Annotated in this window: 18 protein-coding genes; 10 read left to right on the top strand and 8 right to left on the bottom strand. The window is 54.4% G+C overall.

Going from position 1 to position 19846, the window contains the following annotated elements:
• Positions 1–129 precede the first annotated feature (129 nt).
• The 5 genes from ACG1VR_RS00855 to ACG1VR_RS00835 all read left to right on the top strand — a co-directional run bounded on the left by ACG1VR_RS00855 (position 130) and on the right by ACG1VR_RS00835 (position 4081).
• Complete coding sequence (locus ACG1VR_RS00855) at positions 130–627, top strand: sigma-70 family RNA polymerase sigma factor (RefSeq protein ID WP_395489957.1); 498 nt, start codon at positions 130–132, stop codon at positions 625–627.
• Complete coding sequence (locus ACG1VR_RS00850) at positions 624–1610, top strand: FecR domain-containing protein (RefSeq protein WP_395489956.1); 987 nt, start codon at positions 624–626, stop codon at positions 1608–1610. Before ACG1VR_RS00855 ends, ACG1VR_RS00850 begins: the two co-directional genes overlap by 4 nt.
• A 145-nt stretch (positions 1611–1755) precedes the next feature.
• Positions 1756–2559: an energy transducer TonB gene (locus ACG1VR_RS00845; RefSeq protein WP_395489955.1), complete on the top strand. Its 804-nt coding sequence runs from the start codon at positions 1756–1758 to the stop codon at positions 2557–2559.
• A 169-nt stretch (positions 2560–2728) separates the two neighbouring features.
• Positions 2729–3247, top strand: coding sequence for a phosphoribosyltransferase (locus ACG1VR_RS00840; protein ID WP_395489954.1), 519 nt, complete (start codon positions 2729–2731; stop codon positions 3245–3247).
• A gap of 33 nt (positions 3248–3280) precedes the next feature.
• Positions 3281–4081 carry an HAD family hydrolase gene (locus tag ACG1VR_RS00835; RefSeq protein ID WP_395489953.1) on the top strand — a complete coding sequence of 267 codons (801 nt, stop codon included), beginning with the start codon at positions 3281–3283 and terminating at the stop codon, positions 4079–4081.
• Positions 4082–4160: 79 nt separating this feature from the next.
• Here the strand turns inward: ACG1VR_RS00835 and ACG1VR_RS00830 are convergent, their stop codons facing one another.
• Together ACG1VR_RS00830 and ACG1VR_RS00825 are read right to left on the bottom strand one after the other, a co-directional pair.
• Complete coding sequence (locus ACG1VR_RS00830) at positions 4161–5033, bottom strand: hypothetical protein (RefSeq protein WP_395489952.1); 873 nt, start codon at positions 5031–5033, stop codon at positions 4161–4163.
• 517 nt (positions 5034–5550) lie between these two features.
• Positions 5551–6315 carry a DeoR/GlpR family DNA-binding transcription regulator gene (locus ACG1VR_RS00825; RefSeq protein ID WP_039898921.1) on the bottom strand — a complete coding sequence of 255 codons (765 nt, stop codon included), beginning with the start codon at positions 6313–6315 and terminating at the stop codon, positions 5551–5553.
• Between the two features lie 348 nt (positions 6316–6663).
• On the opposite strand from ACG1VR_RS00825, the gene ACG1VR_RS00820 reads away from it, so the two are divergent.
• From ACG1VR_RS00820 to licT, 3 genes are read left to right on the top strand one after another with little or no spacing between them, the layout of a single operon-like run.
• Positions 6664–8532, top strand: coding sequence for a beta-glucoside-specific PTS transporter subunit IIABC (locus tag ACG1VR_RS00820; protein ID WP_395489951.1), 1869 nt, complete (start codon positions 6664–6666; stop codon positions 8530–8532).
• Positions 8529–9944, top strand: a complete 1416-nt coding sequence (locus tag ACG1VR_RS00815) for a glycoside hydrolase family 1 protein (protein WP_395489949.1) — start codon at positions 8529–8531, stop codon at positions 9942–9944. Before ACG1VR_RS00820 ends, ACG1VR_RS00815 begins: the two co-directional genes overlap by 4 nt.
• A 21-nt stretch (positions 9945–9965) precedes the next feature.
• The gene (gene licT / locus ACG1VR_RS00810; RefSeq protein WP_395489948.1) at positions 9966–10805 is read left to right on the top strand and encodes a BglG family transcription antiterminator LicT; all 840 of its coding nucleotides are present in this window, start codon (positions 9966–9968) and stop codon (positions 10803–10805) included.
• A 12-nt stretch (positions 10806–10817) separates the two neighbouring features.
• On the opposite strand, the gene ACG1VR_RS00805 is transcribed toward licT, so the two are convergent.
• The gene (locus tag ACG1VR_RS00805) at positions 10818–12011 is read right to left on the bottom strand and encodes an NAD(P)/FAD-dependent oxidoreductase (protein ID WP_395489947.1); all 1194 of its coding nucleotides are present in this window, start codon (positions 12009–12011) and stop codon (positions 10818–10820) included.
• A gap of 229 nt (positions 12012–12240) precedes the next feature.
• Between ACG1VR_RS00805 and pitA the strand changes: the two genes are divergently transcribed.
• Positions 12241–13737: an inorganic phosphate transporter PitA gene (pitA, locus tag ACG1VR_RS00800; RefSeq protein WP_395489945.1), complete on the top strand. Its 1497-nt coding sequence runs from the start codon at positions 12241–12243 to the stop codon at positions 13735–13737.
• A 78-nt stretch (positions 13738–13815) separates the two neighbouring features.
• On the opposite strand, the gene uspB is transcribed toward pitA, so the two are convergent.
• Positions 13816–14151 (bottom strand): universal stress protein UspB, encoded by a 336-nt coding sequence (uspB, locus tag ACG1VR_RS00795; RefSeq protein WP_016538621.1) that lies wholly within the window; start codon positions 14149–14151, stop codon positions 13816–13818.
• Between the two features lie 367 nt (positions 14152–14518).
• Here uspB and uspA point away from each other — a divergent pair, with 367 nt between their 5' ends.
• Entirely contained in the window at positions 14519–14956 is a 438-nt protein-coding gene (uspA, locus tag ACG1VR_RS00790) for a universal stress protein UspA (protein ID WP_008458645.1), read from the top strand.
• Between the two features lie 190 nt (positions 14957–15146).
• Here uspA and ACG1VR_RS00785 read toward each other — a convergent pair whose 3' ends face one another.
• The 4 genes from ACG1VR_RS00785 to ACG1VR_RS00770 form a co-directional block, all read right to left on the bottom strand.
• The gene (locus ACG1VR_RS00785) at positions 15147–15467 is read right to left on the bottom strand and encodes an endonuclease domain-containing protein (RefSeq protein ID WP_395489943.1); all 321 of its coding nucleotides are present in this window, start codon (positions 15465–15467) and stop codon (positions 15147–15149) included.
• A gap of 122 nt (positions 15468–15589) precedes the next feature.
• On the bottom strand, positions 15590–16342 hold the full coding sequence (rsmJ, locus tag ACG1VR_RS00780) for a 16S rRNA (guanine(1516)-N(2))-methyltransferase RsmJ (RefSeq protein ID WP_172568802.1): 753 nt from the start codon (positions 16340–16342) through the stop codon (positions 15590–15592).
• A gap of 8 nt (positions 16343–16350) precedes the next feature.
• Complete coding sequence (prlC, locus tag ACG1VR_RS00775; RefSeq protein WP_016538624.1) at positions 16351–18393, bottom strand: oligopeptidase A; 2043 nt, start codon at positions 18391–18393, stop codon at positions 16351–16353.
• Positions 18394–18557: 164 nt separating this feature from the next.
• Positions 18558–19829, bottom strand: coding sequence for a phosphatase PAP2 family protein (locus ACG1VR_RS00770; RefSeq protein WP_395489942.1), 1272 nt, complete (start codon positions 19827–19829; stop codon positions 18558–18560).
• Positions 19830–19846 lie beyond the last annotated feature (17 nt).

The raw sequence follows: 19846 nt of genomic DNA, 5'->3' as shown, positions 1-19846 counted from the left end.
CGTTCCCGCCCGCAAAATTGCATTAATACTTCGTCATCTATTGACACAAAAAGACGAAAACGCAAATAATAATGATTATCATTTCAACAATTATCACGCCCTGATAAAGATCAATGGTGAGTGGAATAAATGCAGAGTGCCCAACAGGTAGCGCAGCAGCTCTATTGCGACCATCAGCGCTGGCTGTATCACTGGCTACGCAATAAAGTCGGCTGCCCGGAGCACGCGCAGGATCTCACCCAGGACACCTTTATCAATATCCTGGTCAGCCCTGACCTGGAAGCCATTCGCCAGCCTCGCCCCTTCCTGGCGACCGTGGCACGACGCCTGGTTGCCAACCATTACCGGCGCAAAAATCTGGAAGAAGCGTGGCTCGAAGCCCTGGCAACGCAGCCCGAACAAGAGCACCCCGACCCGGAAACCAGCCTGCTCATCCTCGAGACGCTGGAAAAAATTGATAGCGCCCTCGACGGGCTGCCGCCGCACGTCCGGGAGGCTTTTCTGCTCGCGCATTTGCAGGGCATGCGCTATTGCGACATCGCCAAACGCCTGAGCGTTTCCAGCAGCTCGGTGAAACAGTATTTGCAGCGCGCTAACCTGCACTGCTTTTTTGCCCTCAGCTCATGAAACCGCGCCCGCTTGTCGACAGCCAGGGGCAGGAACTGAACCTGGACAGCGCCCACGCCGCCGCGTACTGGCTTACGCAGCTGATGTCTGACGATGCCAGCGAGCAGGACAGGCTTAACTGGCAGCACTGGCTGACACAAAGTGCCGATAATGAACGAGCCTGGCGGCATATTGAGTCGGTTTGCGCCGGGTTTAAGCAGGTGGACGGCAAGCTGGCACAGCAAAGCCTTTCCGCGCTGAACGCAGGCAGCAGGCGCACGCTGCTGAAGGGGCTTGCTGCCCTGCTGTTGGTTGGCGGTTCCCTTGAGTGGGGACGGCAGCAGCAAAGTTGGGAAATGTTGACCGCCGATTACCACACGGCAACGGGCGAGCAGCGTCGAGTCGAACTTAGCGAAGGCAGCCAGCTGTTGCTCGACACGCAAACCGCGCTAAACGTGCATTACACCGGGCAAGAACGCCAGATAGAGTTACTCAGAGGCGACCTGCTAATCACCACAGGCAAGCAGGAGAAGCTGGCTGCTTCCCCTCGTCCTTTTAGTGTGAACACGCCCCACGGCAAAGTACTGGCCCTCGGCACGCATTTCCGCGTGAAGCTGGAAAAAGAGCAAACCAGGGTGGCCGTCTACGAGGGCGCGGTACGGCTGTACCCGAAAGATAATATGCAGGCAGGCCCTCGGCTCATCGCGGGCCAGGGTGCCTGGCTGGCCAGAGACCAATCTGGCGGAATTCGCAAAGGCGAGCGAGAGCCGGGCTGGGTTCACGGTAAATTGCTGGCCGATAATATGCCGCTGGGTGAATTTTTACGGGAGGTGAATCGCTATCGCTCAGGCATTCTGCGCTGCGACGAGGATATCGCAGGGCTACGGCTCTCAGGGGTCTTTCCACTGGCGGATACTGACCAAATCCTTGCGGCGCTGCCTGCCGTACTGCCCGTCAGGGTAAATACTCTGTCGCGCTACTGGGTAAGCCTTTCTCACCAGTGAATAATACTTAATAGATTAATAATCCATGCTGATTATGCCGTTATTGATTTTCCTCTGCCCTTTTTCAGATCTGCCGTGTCCTCCTTTTTATCCGTACTGAATCGACGATAAGCGGCCAGAGTCTGGCCTGCGGAGTATTTTTGTCATGCCTTTTGCCCTGCCGATAAAACGCACTCTCCACGACTGGCCGGACGGCGGCCGCTCTTCCCGCTGGGGAAGCGGGCTGCTGTTGGCTCTGCTGCTGCACGCCGGGCTTCTCTTTTGGCTCGGCTACCGTTCAACGCAGATGCAGCCCGCCACGGCCTATCCTCCGGTAGCGCTGATGCTGCTCCCCAATACCCAGCCTGCTTCAACGGCAACACCCGAAGAACAGCCGGATACGATAAAGCAGCGGCAGTCCAGCGCGCAGGAAGAAGAGCCGCGGCCCGAAGAGGAGCCGGTAAGCAAAAGCGTCGTAGCGCCCAACCCGGAGATAATAGCGGCGAAAAAGGTACGGCATAAAAGCAAACCCAGGCCTCAGGTAGCCAAACCGCCGGAGAAAATACTGCCGCCAGCGCCCACGCCGCCCGCACCGGTCACCACCGCGCCTGCGAGTCAGCCGCAGCAGAACGCCGGAGCCGCAGGAAGCAGCGCGGTGAGCGCCCCCAGCCTCGGGGAAGTTAACTGGGTAAGCCTGCTACGCCAGCGCCTGGACCACTACAAACGTTACCCGGCCCAGGCATTGCGCCAGCAGGCTGAAGGCGTGGTTTACCTGACCCTGACGCTGAACCGCCAGGGGCAGGTGGTGAGTGTTGCGGTGGAAAAGAGCAGCGGCGTGCCCGCCCTTGACCGTGAAGCCCTGGCGTTACCCTCTCGATCCGCCCCGCTCCCCCCGCCGGGCGAGGAAGTTGCCCCCGGCAAAGATCGGGTCACCCTGACGCTTCCGATCCGCTTCGATCTTCGCCAGTAAGATCCTCCGCTCAATGCTCGATTGTGCAGCATTGAGTTTTCCCCCTCCTGGTGATCTACACAGATCACAAAAAAACCGCCTTCACTCGCGTTAACGTTGCACAAGTGAGCATTAAAATTTATGTTAATCGAGCAACAACGAGCAAACATACATTAACGAGGATACAACGGTGAGTCATAACCATGTAGGGCAGACAGTGATGAATGAATCGACCATTGCCGATGGCGTAACCAAGGTCGCCAGGCAGCTTAATAGCCGTTATCACGAGGCGGTAGTGATAACGGTTGTTCCCGGCGGGATCTTATTCACCGCTGATCTGGTCAGGCAGTTAACCTTTGATATTTCAATGGACTACATTTCATGCCCGCATACGCCCGGTGACAGAAATAACAGTTCAACCATTGTTTTCCACGATAATATCGGCATTAACGGCAAGGACGTTATTTTAGTCGATGACGCCATCGAGTCCGGCGGCACGATGAAAAGACTGGTTGAACATTTAACGCATCAGTATTCACCTAAGTCTTTGTCAGTGGCCACTTTATTCGTCAAACCTGGGCGTGTGGAGATCCCCGTCGAGCAGTTCTATGCCTGGATTATGGACAATGACGACCTGCTTATTGGCTACGGTATGCCGTGGCAAAACAAATATCGAAACCTGCCGTTCGTCTCAAAACTAAAAATATAAACCTTCCGATTACACTTACCGATGGGTGAATAAATGCTAAAGCTGATAATCACGGATCTCGACGGCACCTTCCTTAATAGCCACGGCGATTACGACAGAGCGCTATTTGCTGAAATTCACGGCTTAATGGCCGAAAAAGGCGTTCATTTTGCTGCCTGTACCGGCAAACAGTGCCAGCGCGTTGAAGAACTCTTTGCCGACTACGGCAATAACCTGTGGATTATTGGCGACAGCGCCACCCGGATTAAATATAACGGCGAATATGTTTTTGAATCGCTAATCCGCAATGAACTGGGCTTACGCATTATTAAAACGCTGGAAGAGGTGAGCGCCAGCCACGTCATTATCGCCTGTAGCAACGAAGGCGCTATTATCCGCAAAGATGTTCCCCAGCCGCTTAAAGATAAAATTCGTAAGTCTTACGCCAGCCTTATTCAGGTGGACTCGCTGGCCGACCTGGACTGTGATTTTGTGAAGATTAGCGTCTTTGATGAAGCAGGAAACTGCCCTCAGACCCGGCCGCACCTGGTGCCTTTTGAGCAGCAGGTTTATATTGTGGTGTCCGAAGCCGCGTGGATAGATATTGCCGACTTTGGCGTGCATAAAGGAACGACGGTGCAAAAACTTCAGCAGTTACTTAACGTTGGCCCGCACGAAACGATGGCGTTCGGCGACGGCTATAACGACCTTGAGCTGCTGGCACAGGCGGAATACAGCTTTGCGATGCGAAATGCTTTTGAAGAAACGAAGTCGGCGGCGAAGTTTATTACCGGCAGCAACGATGAAAGCGCGGTTCAGCACACCATCAGGCGCATGCTGGCGCTGCAAAGCTGAAGAAATAAATGATACACAAGAAACCCTTTCAGGATCCTCCCGAAAGGGTTAAATATATTACAAATTCAACTATCGATGATTATTTAAAACCTTCAGGGGGAACAGCTTGTTCACTTTCCTGATAGCTAAAGTGGTATTTATATTTATTCGTTTCAAACTTGGTTTCCTCCATATCAATAATTGGAATCCATTTTTTCACTAACGCATAATACTCCAGCTGAGCTTCCTGAGCCTTCAGAAGATTACGCCTAATATTTAATTTACTTGCACCTGATTGCTTAGAAGAGAAAATAGCCTCTATCGGTAGATTTTTTACGGGTTCATCTCCCCAGGAGGGAAGCACAATTTCATTATTTGAGGTAAAGCCTTTATTGATAAGAATAGTGCTCACATCGATCATTGACTTGAACGCCACGTCCGAATTGCCATTTCTTAAATCCCATCCACAAAATGCTAACCCAGCATTTTTAGAATACGCATCCAACCATTTTTGTGTATTAGTAAGCCCTTGTGACTGGCAGCTTGCTGAGCTGGGATCATTAGCATATTCTCCACAACCATCGTCTTCCCTGTCATTTGTCGTACCGTTAATCGGGAATGAACATGAATATTTTGGCTTGTATTTATCAGCAGGCACTTCAGCCTGCGGCAAAAGAATGATGCCGTAATCATAGCTGGAATATATTCTATTAAAAACATCGGCCCTGATATAAGAGTAAGACATGCTGTTATCTGTTGGCGGTGCCCACGGGAAACGAGAGTCTGTGTTACCAGCCCCGTGGAGAACGACGCCCGAGCACTCATAGGCCGGATTATTATTCTCACCACATTTCTCAACCACATTATCGTTGCGAGCATTTAGCTTACTGGCAATATCTTCACCCTGCCCGGCATAAGCTACGCCACAAAAATAAATAAAAACAAGCGGAATTATTGACTTAATCTTCATCATATTATGCTCTTAATAACTAACGGTCAGAAAACCCATAAAGTGCTTAAAGATTACGCCTGAAATTTAAGAGAACCATTTGTTTTTTACATTTACATCTTATGCTTGATTCATATCAAAATAGTATATTTAACAAAAAAAGACCTTCTACATTATTGTTATTCTTTCCGGTTTACGCCTCAAATAAAAGTATAAAAAAGGTAATGAAAACGAAAAAATGATAACTCATAAACAACCACAGGAGCTATTTATTAACAAAAAGTATTTCTTTAAATACTTAAGATAAAACAAGTCACAACACCTTAAGAATATTCCTGTGGTTGCGATAAATTATTATTTTCCGCGTCTGTCAGAAAGGATCATCAAATGACTTTACCAAAAACGGCACGGGTGCCATGTTGCTTCATTCAATCTTGTCATTCTTCTCTTACGGTGCTGCCGACAAGCATTCGCTTGAGACTATTCACTATTCCCATGTTTAATAACGATAAAAAAGGCGGCATCAGCGCCGCCTTGTTGATTATCCTGCCACTTCAATGAGCATGTTTACGCCGCTGAAATCAGCGATTTTGGTCTCTGAGCTGACTACCGCAACATCAATGTCTTCGCAGGGCGCGACCTTGTAGCGCGCCACCTGCGACATCTTATTGGCGGTCACCGCCGCGATAACTTCGTTGCTCTGCCCGAGTACTTCTCGTTTAAAACAGGCATCTTCGTAATAAACCGCGCTCAGGCCAGCCTGCGGATCCAGCCCGCATACGCCGATAAACGTCTGGTCGAAAACCATGCCGCGAATTTGATTCACCGTGTCGGAACCGAGCGTACTGCCGGTCAGCGGGTTAACTTTCCCGCCCAGCAAAATCAGCTCTCCCCTGGTGCGCCCGCTGAGCGCGGCCGCAATCTGCGGGGAATTGGTCACGATAGTGAGATCCAGCTCTTCGGGGATAAACTCCACCATCGCCAGATACGTTGAGCCAGCATCCAGGAAAACGCAGGTGTTGGCCTTTATCCTCCGGGCACACGCGCGGGCAACCTGCGACTTCTCAACCACATCCTGCGCGACGCGAGTTTCAAAACTGGCGGACTGCTGGAACTGGCTTATTGCCCCGCCGTAGACCTTTTTGCACAGCCCGCGCCGTGCAAGCTCCTGTAAATCCCGGCGAATAGTATGCTCAGACACGCCCAGTTTTCGCGCCACATCGGCGCCGATAACCCTGCCCGTCTCGGTGAGGATCTGATGGATCATCGCCTGGCGCTGTTCAGGCAATACGTCATAATCTGTCACGTTTAGCCCTCAAATAGATGCAATACGGCATAACATATCATAACCCGGCACTCCGGCTAAGAGCGCAGCCTCGGCGCAAATGGGCCGGTGACCTGCCAGGCAAGCTATGGTCTCTATTTTTAATAGCGTTCGTGACGCAGATAACAAATAATAATTTTCGCTATTGCTGATTCAGTGTGGCTATAGCGATACTTTCCGGCGTAGCAAGTTAAGACTGGCTACCAACGCATTTTTATTGAGGCGTGTCACTGCTCAGGCAGGCAAGACCAAAATAAGAATGCACTTCTCCTGCGGGCGAGGTGCATTTTCATTTTGGTCTTTTTTTTTGTTTTTTTCCGGGGAAAACTGATGGATTACAAACAGCTTGGTATTGAAATTTTAGCGCTGGCGGGAGGCAAGCAGAACGTCAGCAAACTCACGCATTGCGCCACCCGCTTGCGGATGGAGTTTAATGACGACGCGAAAGTAAACGCAAAAGCCATCGAAGCGTTGCCGGGCGTGATAAGCGTTGTAGATCGTGGGGGCCAATTCCAGATTGTGGTCGGGAATAACGTCCAGCAAGCGTTCCGTGCGATGCAAAAAGAGATTGGGCAATCCGGCGCGCAAACGGGCGGGCAGCAAAAACAGAAGGCCAAAGGCGGGATTGTTTCGCAAATTATCAGCGTTATCTCAACCACCTTTACGCCGGTTATACCGGCCATTACCGGCGCGGGGATGATAAAAGCGCTGCTGGCTATTCTAAAACTGACTGGCGTGATGGCGACTGACAGCCCGACTTATCACCTGCTGGATACCATTTCTGATGCGGCATTTTTCTTCCTGCCGGTGCTGCTGGCCTACGGCGCGTCCATCAAATTTGAATGTAACCCGATTCTGGCGATGACCATCGCGGGGGCGCTGCTGCATCCTAATCTGGCTCAGATGATGGCGGCCGGGACGGCGATTGATTTCATCGGTATCCCCGTTCGTCTGGCCGATTACGCTGGCTCCGTGCTGCCGATTATCTTCACCGTCTGGTTAATGTCATACGTCGAACGCTTCGCTGAGAAAGTGTCGCCGACGATGATTAAATTCTTCACTAAGCCAATGATTATCCTGCTGGTAACCGCGCCGCTGGCGCTGGTTGTGGTTGGGCCTTTCGGCATCTTCCTGAATGACGTGGTAGCCAGCGGAGCGGCGATAATAGACGGCAAAGCGAGCTGGCTGATTCCAATGTTAATGGGCGGATTACAGCCGTTCCTGGTGATAACCGGTACGGCCTGGGCTATGACGCCGATAGCAACCGGGCAGCTCGGTAAAAATGGTTTTGAGATGATTAATGGCCCCGGCATGCTGGCCTCGAACATTGCGCAGGGGGCCGCGACACTGTGCGTTGCGTTCCGCACAAAGAACAAAAATCTGCGCCAGCTGGCCTCTTCCGCCGGTTTCACAGCGCTGCTGGGAATAACCGAGCCTTCGCTGTATGGCGTAACGCTGAAACTGCGTAAGCCGCTGATTGCGGCGATGATCGGCGGCGGCTGTGCCGGTATTTATGCCGGGCTTAGCGGGCTGGTGCGTTACGCGTTTGTCTCGCCTGGGCTGGCGGCGCTCCCGGCGTTTATCGGTGAAAACCCGATGAATATCGTCCACGCGCTGATCACCTGCGCCATCGCGATGGTGGTCACATTTGCGCTTACCTGGATTCTGGGCTTCGAAGACCCGGTTGAAGAGACGCCAGAAGGGCAAGATGCCGCGCCAGTTTCCGCTACGCAACCGCAGATAATCAGCCCGCTGGCCGGTGAGTTAGTCACGTTGGATCAAGTGAGTGACGACGTGTTTTCACAAGGCCTGCTGGGCAAAGGTGTCGCGATTATTCCGCATGAGGGCCTGCTGCGTGCGCCGGTTGATGGTGAAGTGGTGACATTCCTGCCTTCCCGGCACGCCGTAGGTATCCGCGGTGACAATGGCGTGGAGATCCTGATGCACATCGGGATTGATACCGTCAATCTGGGCGGCGAGCATTTTACCTCTGAGCTTCAGGTTGGGGATCGAGTGCGGGCGGGTGATGAGCTGGTGCGTTTTGATATTGCCGCCATCGTCGCGCTGGGTTACGAAATCATCACGCCGGTACTGGTGGTAAACAGTGACGAGTATCCGCAGCTGGAATGCCGACAACCGGGTAATGTTCATTTTGGCGAGCAGATAATGACGCTGAATACAGCTAAGGATAAAGCATGATTTTCCAGACGCTTGAAGGGTTTCCAAAAGATTTCCTGTGGGGCGCATCAACGTCGGCCTATCAGGTCGAAGGGGCGTGGAACGAGGACGGTAAAAGTCCGTCGGTCGTGGATATGCTGACGCATCCTGAAGAAGCCGCTGATTTCACGGTCGCCAGCGATCATTATCATCGATTTCGCGAGGACATCGCCCTGTTTGCCGAGCTGGGGCTGAAAGCCTACCGGTTCTCCGTAGCCTGGACGCGCATTCTGCCGGACGGAACCGGCGAGGTAAATCAGGCCGGGCTGGCGTTTTACCAGCAGTTGATCGACGAGCTGCTTCATCACGGTATTGAGCCGATAGTGACTCTCTATCATTTTGATCTGCCATATATTCTTGAACAGCAGGGCGGCTGGTCGAACAGGGCAACAATTGATGCGTTTGTGAAGTATGCCGCCGTGTTGTTTACGGCCTTTGGCAGCAAAATCAAATACTGGCTGACCATCAATGAGCAAAATACGATGATTTTGCATCCCGGTGCGATTGGGATGCCGAAGGGCGGAGAGTTGCCGTCAAAGCAGGTGCTGTATCAGCAAAATCACCACATGATGGTGGCGCAGGCTCGGGTGATGGCGTTATGCCACCAGCTTTGCGCTGGCGGGAAAATTGGTCCGGCGATTAACACCACGTCGATGTATCAGGAGACCTGCCATCCGCTCGATGCCATCGCCGCCCATAACTGGGAAACCTTGCGTTGCTGGAGCTTCCTGGATGTAGCCGTTCACGGCCGCTATAACGCGCTGGCCTGGCGCTATCTTGAGGATCGGGGCCTGGCCCCGGTCATGGCACCTGAAGATGCCGCCCTGTTATTAGAGGGCAAACCGGACTATGTGGCGATTAACTATTACTCAACGGCAACCATCGCCGCCAGCCGGGGCGATGCTTCAGACCTCAGCGCACGGGCGGGCGATCAGCAAATTATGCTGGGTGAGCCGGGGGTCTATCGGGCGGCGGAAAACCCCTTTGTGGATAAAACCCAATACGGCTGGGTCATCGATCCGGTCGGGTTACGCCTGACTTTGCGTAAAACCTGCGAGCGCTACCATCTGCCAATCCTGATAACCGAGAATGGAATCGGTGCGGCAGATACTTTGCTGCCGGATGGTACAATTAATGACAACTATCGCATTGAATTTATGCGGCAGCACGTTGAGCAGATGCAATTGGCTATTAACGACGGCGTCGAACTGCTCGGATACTGCCCATGGGCGGCTATTGATGTAGTCAGCACACATCAAGGCTATGCAAAGCGCTACGGGTTTATCTACGTTAATCGGGGTGAAAAAGACCTGATGGATCTGCGGCGTATCAAAAAGAACAGCTTCGCCTGGTATCAGCGCTTAATTGCGTCAAACGGCGAGCTACGCGGCTAAGGCAAAGGGTTGGCTGAGAAAATGAAGGTCATTAAGGTCCTCAACAATAGCCTGGTGCTCACAACGGATGGCGATAAGCACGAAGTTATCGCCATGGGCAAAGGTATTGGCTTTAGCAGCAAAGTCGGTGACGTTCTCGACCCGGCCTGCATTGAGAAAATATATGCGGTACAAAATAATCAGAAAGGCCGTGAATATCTGCGGCTGATTGAAGATACGCCGGAAGCGCATATTGAGATTGTGCAGACGATCCTCAGCCTGGCAAATGCCGGGCTGAAAGGCCGGGTCAACGAGCAGATATTTTTCACTCTGGTCGATCACATCAGTTTTGCCATCGAGCGTTATCACAACGGGATAACTATCCAGAATCGACTGCTTTTCGAGGTGAAGCGCTTTTATCCCCGCGAATTCGCGGTAGCAACGCAGGCGCTGGCGTTCATCAATCAGCGGCTGAATATCCAGCTTCCTGAAGAAGAAGCGGGCAATATCGCCTTTCATCTGGTCAACGGCCAGACGGATGTGCAAAACATGGAGCACACGCTGCTGGCGGTGAAAATGCTGAAGGATATTTTCAATATCATCCAGTATCACTTTCGCATCACTATCGACACTGAATCACTCAATTACGCCCGCTTTCTGCTTCATATGCAGTTCTTCATTCAGCGCATGGTGGAAAAACAGCAGGTCGTCTCAAAGGATGATTTTATCTTCGGGCAGGTCATCAAAGAGTATCCGCATATTTACCGGTGCGCGCTGCTCATCCGCGATTACGTTAAAAATCTGCTGGAAATGGAGATGTCCAACGACGAACTGCTGTATCTGGTGATTCACCTGACGCGTATTACCCAAAGAGATGACTGAGTGAGTTAACAATCATTCACCGGCCAATGCCTGAGCGCAGGCCCAGGCCGAACTCCACGCCCACTGGAAGTTATAGCCACCCAGCCAGCCGCTGACGTCCATCACTTCGCCGATGAAGTACAGGCCCGGCGCTTTTTTGGCTTCCATGGTGCGCGAAGAAAGCTCATTGGTGTCCACGCCGCCGAGCGTCACTTCCGCCGTGCGGTAGCCTTCGGTGCCGTTGGGCTGCACGCGCCAGGATTGTAGAGTTTCAACCAGCTCGCTCTGCTGGCGAACGTTGAGCTGTTTGAGCGTGACGTCCGGTATCTGCTGGAGCTGTTGCAGGCATTCTACCAGGCGCTTAGGCAGCAGCATGGAGAGGGTATTTTTCAGGCTCTGGTTCGGGTGGGCGCTACGCTGCTCGTTGATAAAACCGTCCAGATCGGTGTCCGGCAGCAGATTCACGCTGACAAACTCGCCCGGCTGCCAGTAGCTGGAAAGCTGTAAAACCGCCGGGCCGGACAGCCCGCGGTGGGTAAAAAGCAGGCTTTCGCGGAAGCTGACCCCGTTTTCGGCGGTAATCACCGAAGGCACGGAGACGCCGGACAGCACCTGAAGCTGCTCCAGCAGAGGTTTATGCAGGGTAAACGGCACCAGCCCGGCGCGGGTTGGCAGCACCTTCAGGCCAAACTGCTCGGCCACTTTATAGCCGAATGGCGTCGCGCCCAGGCCAGGCATAGACAGGCCGCCGGAGGCGATAACCAATTTTGGTGCCCATACGCTGTCGCCGTTAAGCTCCAGGGTATAACCCTGCTCGTCGCGCTCTATACTCAGCACTTCGCTGCGCAGGCGCATCGTCACCTTCCCCTTCTCGCACTCGGCCACCAGCATGTCGACAATTTGCTGCGCGGAGTCGTCGCAGAACAGCTGGCCGAGAGTTTTCTCGTGCCAGGCGATGCCGTGCTTGCCCACCATGTCGATAAAGTCCCACTGGGTATAACGCGCCAGCGCAGACTTGCAGAAATGCGGGTTCTGGCTGAGATAGGCCGCAGGCTCCACATAAAGGTTGGTAAAGTTGCAGCGTCCGCCGCCGGACATCAGGATTTTGCGGCCCGGCTTTTTGCCATTATCGATAAGCAACACGCGGCTGCCAGCCTGCCCGGCCATCGCCGCACAAAACATTCCCGCTGCACCCGCACCTATAATAATGGCATCAAACTTTTCCACGACCGACTCCCGACTATGCTTAAGGCAACGGATTGTAAAGATACGCGGCTGGTCGCACCAGCTTTAACGTCATTAACAATTGCAGGTGATTGAAAAACAAAATGTAAATCATTCCACCAACTGACCCGAAGGCGACTAATATCAAAAAAAGTCCAGATTTCACTTTGCCGCGGCTGAGGTTGTCTTACATAATGCGCCGCGTTCATGTCCTCAAAATGGCGTAACGTCTATGCTACATTTGTTTGCCGGCCTGGATCTTCATACCGGGCTTTTACTTTTGCTTGCTCTGGCATTTGTGCTGTTCTACGAAGCCATTAATGGTTTCCACGATACGGCCAACGCAGTAGCAACGGTGATTTATACCCGCGCTATGCGATCGCAACTTGCGGTGGCAATGGCTGCGGTATTTAACTTCTTTGGCGTTCTGCTCGGTGGGCTGAGCGTAGCCTATGCCATTGTGCATATGCTACCCACGGATCTGCTGTTAAACGTAGGGTCGGCCCATGGTCTCGCCATGGTGTTCTCTATGTTACTGGCCGCTATTATCTGGAACCTCGGCACCTGGTATTTCGGTCTGCCGGCCTCCAGCTCCCATACGCTTATCGGTGCCATTATCGGTATCGGTTTGACCAACGCGCTGATGACCGGTACCTCGGTAGTCGACGCGTTGAATATCCCGAAAGTTGTCGGTATCTTCGCTTCGTTAATTCTTTCCCCGATTGTCGGGCTGGTGATTGCCGGTGGGTTGATTTTCCTGCTGCGCCGTTACTGGAGCAACACCAAGAAAAAACAGCGTATCCACCTGACTCCGGCCGAACGTGAAAAGCAAGATGGCAAGAAAAAGCCGCCTTTCTGGACGCGTATTGCCCTGATCCTGTCCGCTATCGGCGTGAGCTTCTCGCACGGCGCTAACGACGGCCAGAAAGGCATTGGTCTGATAATGCTGGTGCTGATTGGCGTTGCGCCGGCGGGCTTCGTGGTCAACATGAACGCTTCCGGCTACGAAATCACCCGTACCCGTGATGCGGTGAACAACGTTGAGACTTTCTTCCAGCAACGTCCTGAGCTGCTGAAGAAAGCCACCGGCTCGGAACAGCTGCTCCCTTCCCCGGAAGCAGGCTCAACTGAACCGGCTCAGTTCCACTGCCACCCGGCGAACGCGATTAACGCGCTTGACCGTGCGAAGCTGATGCTGACCGATATCGAAAGCTACGACAAGCTCACCATCGAGCAACGTAGCCAGCTGCGTCGCATCATGCTGTGCATCTCCGACACCACCGATAAAGTGGCGAAGCTGCCGGAAGTGAGCGCCGACGACCAGCGCCTGCTGAAAAAGCTGAAAGGCGATATGCTCAGCACCATCGAGTACGCGCCTATCTGGATTATCCTCGCGGTGGCTCTGGCCCTCGGCCTGGGTACGATGATCGGCTGGCGCCGCGTTGCGACCACTATCGGCGAGAAAATCGGTAAAAAAGGCATGACCTATGCGCAAGGGATGTCCGCGCAGATGACGGCTGCCGTTTCTATCGGTCTGGCGAGCTACACCGGGATGCCGGTTTCCACCACCCACGTTCTCTCTTCCTCCGTAGCGGGGACGATGATTGTGGACGGCGGCGGCCTGCAGCGTAAGACGGTAACCAATATCCTGATGGCCTGGATATTCACCTTACCGGCTTCGATTCTGCTTTCCGGCGGGCTGTACTGGATTGCGCTGCGCTTCGTGTAAGCGGCAGCCAAAAGAAAAGCGGGTCAGGAAACTGGCCCGCTTTTTTTATACTTGTTCATAACCCTGCCCTGATAAAACCTAGTGCCAGATAATCAGCCCAACGAGGCTAATCACCACCAGCCCGCACAACGAACTCGTCAGAATAAACTGGCGACGCAGGCGCTCGCAGCGGCGAATAAACTCCTCATCATGATGGTCCAGATAGCGCTGGCCGTAAATATAACGAACCAGGCGAACCTGTTTACTGGGTTGGCCGTGAGATGTAAAAAAACCGCCGCCGTCGACGTATTGATACAGCAGTGGGTCACATCCGCGCAGCACCACCAATAACGCACGCAGCGAAGAGTAATAACGCGCCATATTTACTACACAAACTACACAAAGCGCCCAGAACAGCGCGACGGTGCTGATCATGTACCCCTCCCGGCGAAGCCCTCGAAGCTCTTGCTCCGGGACAACCGCTCTCCCCGAAAACCCCTGTCAGACAATCCAGCGTGCAATAACCGACGCAGGTCACAGCTTTCTTCCCGCCCGGCTCATTTAATAGTGTAGGAGATCCCTTAATTTTTTTACCACCGCGTTAACCTTTATCAAAGTCACCATAATGATTTTTCGCTTGAATGTAATTGCGGGGTAGCGCATTGACGGGCTGAATAGCTCACTATAAGGTAGAAATACCATCTACAATTTAAGTCTTTAGGTAGGGTGACCGTAGCTCATGCCGCTGCGGTTCAGAAGATGACGGCGAGAGTCATCGATAACTTATGGAAGGAGTAACATTATGGCTTACAAACACATTCTGATCGCGGTAGACCTCTCTCCGGAGAGCAAAGTGCTGGTGGAAAAAGCGGTATCTATGGCGCGCCCATATAACGCGAAGGTTTCCCTGATTCATGTCGATGTAAATTACTCCGATCTGTATACCGGGCTGATTGATGTCAATCTGGGCGATATGCAGAAACGTATTTCCGAAGAAACCCATCACGCGCTAACCGAGCTTTCTACCGGCGCGGGCTACCCAATCACTGAAACCCTGAGCGGCAGCGGCGACCTCGGCCAGGTGCTGGTAGATGCGATTAAAAAATACGATATGGATTTGGTGGTATGCGGCCATCATCAGGACTTCTGGAGCAAGCTGATGTCCTCCGCTCGCCAGCTGATTAATACCGTGCATGTGGATATGCTGATTGTTCCGCTGCGGGATGAAGAAGACGAGTAAGTTTGTTCCCCTCACCCTAACCCTCTCCCCAAAGGGGCGAGGGAACCGGAACGAGCATAAAGCTTCGGTTTTCCCCCTCTTCCCAGAGGGCCAGGAGACTGGAGCGAGCATAAAGCCTCGGTTTTCTCCCTCTTCCAGAGGGCCAGGGAACTGGATCGAGCATAAAGCTTCGGTTTTCCCCCTCTCCCTTTCAGGGAGAGGGCCGGGGTGAGGGTCGCAGCTCACTCAAATCCTGAAAAATCACCATCAACACCCCTTCCTGATTAGCCCACAACTCATTATTCCAGAACCGCCTCACTCGCCACCCTTGCTCATTAAGATACTTCGTTCTTCGCTCATCATAGCCTCTTTGTGCCTCATGCTGCCCGCCGTCCAGCTCTATCACCAGACGCGCAGCGCAGCAGGCAAAATCAACGATATAAGGCCCAAGCGGATGCTGCCGACGAAACTTATACGCGGCAAAGCGCCTGCTGCGGAGTTGATACCACAGCAGGTTCTCTTCGGGAGTCATCTGGCGCCTTAGCTGGCGGGCATTTCGTCTGACTGGCTGCATTGGCCTAAGATGCCAATACAGCCGTGGAGGGGCGAGTAGAAATATTCTTTTCTGCGAGGGACTTTCCAGCGCTTTGCCGATTACTCCGGCGTCCCGGCATAAATATCAAACCGGTGTCCTTTAGTGACCACCGCATTCTGCGTCGCGACATCGGCAAGCGGCGGGGCGTAATCCGGGCGCTTTACCACTACCCTTTTCTTCGCCAGCATTCTCGCAGGCTCCAGCAGCCCGTCCGCATCTTCGTCCGGCCCCACCAGAGACTGAAACACGCGCATCTCTTTCTTTACCAGCGCGCTTTTCTGCTTATGTGGGAACATCGGGTCGAGGTAAACCACGTCCGGACGCGGCGTAATATCGCTTAACGCCGTCAGGCTGGATGCGTGAATTAGCTGGAGCCGCTCCTGTAACCAGCCGCCGATCTCCGCATCCTGGTAACCGCGGCGCAGGCCGTCGTCCAGCAACGCGGCAACAACCGGATTGCGCTCCAGCATGCGCACGCGGCAGCCGACCGAGGCCAGCACGAAGGCATCTCGCCCCAGCCCGGCGGTGGCATCAACCACATCCGGCAAATAGCTGCCTTTAACGCCCACGGCTTTTGCCACCGCTTCGCCACGTCCGCCGCCAAACTTACGGCGGTGCGCCATTGCCCCGGAAACAAAATCAACGAAAATTCCGCCCAGCTTTGGCTCATCGCGTTTGCGCAGTTCAAGATGCTCTGACGTCAACACCAGCGCCATCAGGGCGTCTTCATCATGCTCTAGCTGCCAGCGCTCGCTCAAAACAGTTAAGGCGCCGGAGTCGGCGCCTGCTTCAGTCAGTAAACAAATTTTCACGAGGTGAATTAGCCCTGAATGCCGTAGTGATCCAGCATCGCATCCAGCTGAGGCTCACGGCCACGGAAGCGCTTGAACAACTCCATTGGCTCTTCTGAGCCGCCGCGGGTCAGAATGTTGTCGAGGAACGACTGCCCGGTCTGACGGTTGAAAATACCTTCCTCTTCAAAACGAGAGTATGCATCCGCCGCCAGCACGTCCGCCCACAGGTAGCTGTAATAGCCCGCAGCGTATCCACCGGCAAAGATGTGGCTGAAGGCGTGCGGGAAGCGGCCCCAGCTCGGCCCCGGCACCACGGCAACCTGTTTCTTAATTTCGGCCAGCGTTTGCAGCACTTTTGCGCCCTGCTCCGGGTTAAATTCGGCATGCAGTCGGAAGTCGAACAGCCCGAACTCCAGCTGGCGCAGAATAAACAGCGCGGCCTGGTAGTTTTTGGCTGCCAGCATTTTCTCCAGCAGTTCTACAGGCAGGGATTCACCGGTTTCGTAATGACCGGAGATAAACGCCAGCGCCTCCGGCTCCCAGCACCAGTTTTCCATAAACTGGCTCGGCAGTTCGACCGCATCCCACGGCACGCCGTTGATGCCGGACACGCCTGCGGTTTCGACTTTGGTCAGCATGTGGTGCAAACCGTGGCCGAACTCATGGAACAGGGTGATCACTTCGTCGTGGGTAAACAGCGCGGGTTTGCCGTTGACCGGACGGTTGAAGTTGCAGGTCAGGTAGGCGACCGGCTTTTGCAGCGAACCGTCGGCGCGACGCATCTGGCCTACGCAGTCATCCATCCACGCCCCGCCGCGTTTGTGCTCGCGAGCGTACAGGTCGAGATAGAAGCTACCGCGCAGTTCGCCCTGCTCGTCATACAGCTCGAAGAAGCGCACGTCCGGGTGCCATACGTCGATATCTTTGCGCTCTTTGGCGGTAATGCCGTAGATGCGTTTTACCACTTCGAACAGGCCGTTAACCGCCCGCTCTTCCGGGAAGTACGGGCGCAGCTGTTCGTCGCTGATGCTGTAAAGATGCTGTTTCTGTTTTTCGCTGTACCAGGTGATGTCCCACGGCTCCAGCTCTTCAACGCCGTAATGCTCTTTAGCGTAGGCACGCAGCTGAGCCAGCTCGGCTTCACCCTGCGGGCGGGCGCGTTTTGCCAGGTCAGACAGGAACTCCAGCACCTGCTGCGGGTTTTCCGCCATTTTGGTGGCGAGAGATTTTTCAGCGTAGTTGCCAAAGCCCAGCAGCTGAGCCAGTTCGTGGCGCAGAGCCAGAATCTCTTCCATCACCGGGGTGTTGTCCCACTTCCCGGCATTCGGCCCCTGGTCAGACGCACGAGTGGAATAAGCGCGGTACATCTCTTCGCGCAGCGCGCGGTTATCGCAGTAGGTCAGCACCGGCAGGTAACTTGGGATGTCCAGCGTCAGCAGCCAGCCGTCCTGCTCTTTGGCTTCGGCCTGGGCGCGGGCGGCGGCAAGCGCGCTTTCCGGCATACCCGCAAGCTCGGCTTCGTCGGTAATCAGCTTGCTCCAGCCCATGGTGGCGTCGAGCACGTTGTTGCTGTAGGTAGAACCCAGCTCGGACAGGCGGGCAGAAATCTCGCCGTAGCGCTGCTGCTTATCCTTCGGCAGGCCAATACCGGACAGTTCGAAGTCGCGCAGGGCGTTATCCACCGCTTTCTTCTCGGCAAGGCTCAGCTTCGCGTAGTTCTCGCCGTCGCGCAGGTCACGGTAGGCGTTATACAGCCCTTCGTGTTGCCCAACCCAGGTGCTGTATTCGGACAGCAGCGGCAGCGTTTCTTCATAGGCTTCGCGCAGCTCCGGGCTGTTCTGTACCGAGTTCAGGTGGCTGACCGGCGAGAACAGGCGCCCGAGACGATCGTCCACTTCCGCCAGCGGCTGAACCAGGCTCTGCCAGCTGTAAGGTGCGCCCTGGGCGACCACGCTTTCCACCGCCGCACGGCAGTCGGCCAGCGCTTTGCTTACGGCCGGGACAACGTGCTCAGGTTTGATGGAGGAAAACGGCGGCAGCTCGAAAGGAGTCAACAATGGATTGGTCATAAGCGCGTTCCTGATTAAAAGGGAGAGTGAAGCGCTCAAGCGGCGCTTTGTGCATGGGATCTAGCATGGGGTTAAGTGTAGCGAATTTCAATCCCGGGCGTTGCGCATTACCGGTATCAGTTTACTGATTTAAAAGGGGCAACAAGGTTGCCCCGGGCAGGAAATTAGTGAGCCTTCTGCGCCATTGCGTAAGCGGCAGGCAGGTTCAGGCGCTGCCAGAACTGCTGGTCAGGCGTGGTGCCGGACAGCGGGTAGCCGGCCGGCAAGGCGGTTTTCACCATCAGGTCGCGGCGCTGGGCGGCGGAGAGCTTAGGCAGCGCGGCTTCCAGCAGCACTTCGGCACCCTGCGGCACCTTAAGCGTTTGCTTCTCGCCCTTCTGCTGCGGCAGGTCGTAAGTCATGGTGAAGCGATAAAGTTCTTTCATCCCTGGCGCACGGTAAGGATCGTCTTTAGCGGAAGATTTCGCACATTCGGCCAAAGAAGTGCCGCACTCTTTCTCCAGCGCGGTGCGCAGTTGAACACGGGCTTCGTTAAACAGCGCGCGGTATTTCGGGTCGTTCAGATAGTTAGCCACGTTGCGCTGGGCCACCATGCGGGAACCCATTACGTCGAGCGGGTAATGCACGCCCAGTACGATGCGCGAGTAGCCGTAACGCGCTCCACGTTCGACCAGCGAGTCGAAGCGTTCAGGAACCATCTGCGCCATCAGCAGCGCATCGGTATAGCCGGTATTGGTGTGGCCGCTCGGGAACGAGCCGCCGTCTGCGGTGTACGGCTTGTTATCTTTAATCACCACGTCGTCCGGCACCAGATGAATGGTGTTGCCGGAGATCAGGAACGGGCGCGGGTTGTTAAAGTGTTTCTTCGCCGCGCTGGTGCTGACTTCAGAGGCTTTAATCAGCGCTGCGGCCTTGCTCAGCTCGCCTTTATCGTAGGCGGCCAGGAAAGCTTTGCCCAGGCGAGGCCCCATGGCGTCGCTCAGAAAATAGAGATGGTTAATACCCTCTGCGTCTGCCAGCGCCTGGTGGCGGGAAGCCTGCACGGCATTCAGGTTAATGCTGGTGACGGTTTCGAGGTTTGGCTTAATCACGGAGTCCGGCAGCTTGCTGAACGCGGAGAGCAGCTCAATACCGGCTTTCTGGTTCGCTTTAGTCTGGAAGTCATAACCGCTGGCCTTCAGCCATGCGGTATCCGCCAGTTTCTTGCTTTGCTTAGCCTTATCCAGCTGGTCGCGCGTCAGCTTATCCGCATCGCCTTTCAGCGCGGCACGCAGCGCCGTGAGGGACTGGCTTTCCAGTTCGTCAAAGCTCTGGCTGCTATTCGCCGGGGTGACGGTATTGGCTATCGCCGCTGCCTGAGGTAAAGAGACATCCTTCGCCAGCGCGGGGACGGCCACGGCCAGCGCAGCAGCCAGTATTGAGAGACGGAGTTTCATTATTTTTCCTTTTATTC

It is taken from the genome of Cedecea davisae (assembly GCF_044095835.1).
Lineage (GTDB): Bacteria > Pseudomonadota > Gammaproteobacteria > Enterobacterales > Enterobacteriaceae > Cedecea > Cedecea davisae.
The sequence above is the reverse complement of the archived record's forward strand: the minus strand, read 5'-3'. Positions and strand labels throughout refer to the sequence as shown.